This is a genomic window from Steroidobacter sp., from assembly GCF_016790065.1.
Classification (GTDB): Bacteria; Pseudomonadota; Gammaproteobacteria; order Steroidobacterales; family Steroidobacteraceae; genus Steroidobacter.
Genome location: NZ_JAEUPY010000545.1, coordinates 1 through 2,191, shown reverse-complemented (window position 1 = coordinate 2,191; position 2,191 = coordinate 1). Strand labels below are relative to the sequence as shown.

Here is a 2,191-nt window from a genome sequence, read left to right as displayed (position 1 = left end):
CAACCTCCCTGAGGAGGTATCGATCCAAGGTTCGCAATGCTCGTTCCGCAGTCTGTTTCCCGCAGCGGGAGGTCGGTTTCCGCGGCGGTCCGCCGCACGGAATGGAGTAGACTAGCGTTTTTTTAGCGACCTTGTGCGAGGAAGGTTCATGGAATTTTTTGTCAGTACTGCCTCACCCTCTCGTCAGCGTACCGATTGCGCCATCGTCGGCGTATACGACAAGGGCGTGCTGTCCGCGGCCGCTGAAGATCTCGATGCCCGCATCGGCGGTCGCATCGCCAAGCTGGTCAAGCGGGGCGACCTGCGCGGCAAGACCGGCGATGCGGTGTTGTTGGCCGATCTGAGCGGCGCACCGGTCGAACGAGTGCTGGTTCTCGGCCTCGGCAATCGCAGCGCTTTCAAGCGCAAGCAATATCGCAAGGCACTCGCCAGTGCACTCGCCGCCCTGTCCAAAACCGGCGCGCGCGATGCCATCAGCTATCTCGGCCTCGATGAGATTGGCGACGTGGATGCGTATACGCAGGCCCGTGTCGTGGTCGAAGCAGTCGCCGCCTCGCAGTACCGAACTCCCGACCATAAGACGTCCAACAAGCGTCCCAAGCCGACGCTGGTCAAGTTCGGTCTCGCGGTCGCCAGCCGAGGCGACAAAGGTCAGGCCGAGCGTGGCATCACGCACGGTGAGGCCATCGTCGGCGGTATGGCCCTGATGCGCGATCTCGCCAATCAGCCGGCCAATGTTTGTACGCCGAGCTACCTGGCCCGCACGGCCAAGAGCCTGGCCAAGGATTACAAGAAGCTCAACGTACGCGTGCTGAACGAAGCCGAGTGCAAGCGGCTCGGCATGGGCTCGTTCCTGTCGGTGACCGAGGGCAGCGACGAGCCGGCCGCGTTCATCGTGTTCGAATACTACGGCGCCGAGCGCAGCCAGGCTCCGACCGTGCTGGTCGGCAAGGGCGTGACGTTCGACACCGGCGGTATTTCGCTCAAGCCGCCGGCCGGCATGGACGAAATGAAATTCGACATGAGTGGCGCGGCCAGCGTGTTCGGCGCCATGAAGGCGGTGGTTGAGCTCGAGCTGCCGCTCAACGTGGTCGGCATCGTGCCGGCATGCGAAAACATGCCGAACGGTCGGGCCACCAAGCCTGGCGACATCGTCAAGAGCATGTCGGGTCAGACCATCGAAGTGCTCAACACCGATGCCGAAGGCCGACTGATCCTGTGCGACGCCATCACTTATTCGCGTCGCTACAAGCCGGAAGTGGTCATCGATTTGGCTACGCTCACTGGCGCGTGCGTGATTGCACTGGGCAATCATTTGTCGGGTCTGTTTAGTAACGACGATGAACTCGCGGCCGAGTTGAAGGCAGCGGGCGAGCGCGCGGATGACCGAGCGTGGCACATGCCGATCGGTGAGGAATACGGCGAAGCGTTGAAGAGCAACTTCGCGGACATGGCCAACGTTGGCGGTCGCGAAGGCGGCGCCATCACGGCGGCGTGTTTCCTGGCGAAGTTCACTGATGGTCTGCGCTGGGCGCATCTCGACATCGCCGGCACGGCTTATCAAGGCGGCGCCAACAAGGGCAGCACCGGGCGGCCGGTGCCGTTGTTGGTCGATTACTTGCTCAATAAGAAGTAACCGTCGTATGAGTCGAGTGGACTTCTACGTCCTCTCCGCGGAAGCGCCCGACGCCCGCCTGCGCTATGCGTGCAGGCTGGCGGAGCGAGCCGTTGAGCAGGGGTGTCACGTGTACATCCAGACGCCGGATGTGCAGCGGGTGGATGACATGCTGTGGACGTTCAGTGATGGAAGCTTTCTTCCTCACGAGGTCTATCGCGGGGAACCGCCGGCGCATGCTCTTGTGAAAGTGATGCTTGGGTCGGCTCCTGGCCCTGCATCGCATCGTCAGCTGCTCATCAATCTCACTGATGCCATGCCGTCTGATGTTGCGGCTTACGATCGGATTGCTGAGATCGTCGATGTGGATCCGGAAAGGAAGCGGACGGCTCGGGATAGATACAAGCTTTATCGCGAGCAAGGATGTGCGATGGAGTCTCACAACCTCTGAGTTTGCTAAGAGGCGTCGGTGGCTGTGCACAGCGTCGAGGGGGGGGGGGGTGGCCGGCGCCCCGCGACGCGCCGGGCCCCCACGGCGGCGGGGGGGGGGCGGGTTGGAAGAGGGTTCGGGTAGGG

At 62.6% G+C, this 2,191-nt stretch carries 2 protein-coding genes; both read left to right on the top strand.

The features are described 5' to 3' along the window. Positions 1-148: 148 nt before the first annotated feature. Positions 149-1,636 carry a leucyl aminopeptidase gene (locus JNL55_RS22575; RefSeq protein WP_293859290.1) on the top strand — a complete coding sequence of 496 codons (1,488 nt, stop codon included), beginning with the start codon at positions 149-151 and terminating at the stop codon, positions 1,634-1,636. Between the two features lie 7 nt (positions 1,637-1,643). Then, entirely contained in the window at positions 1,644-2,066 is a 423-nt protein-coding gene (locus tag JNL55_RS22570; protein WP_293859287.1) for a DNA polymerase III subunit chi, read from the top strand. The last annotated feature ends 125 nt before the right edge of the window (positions 2,067-2,191 follow it).

Coding starts and splice junctions, on each gene's coding strand:
- JNL55_RS22575 (WP_293859290.1), top strand. CDS start 149: ATGGAATTTTTTGTCAGTACTGCCTCACCCTCTCGTCAGCGTACCGAT.
- JNL55_RS22570 (WP_293859287.1), top strand. CDS start 1,644: ATGAGTCGAGTGGACTTCTACGTCCTCTCCGCGGAAGCGCCCGACGCC.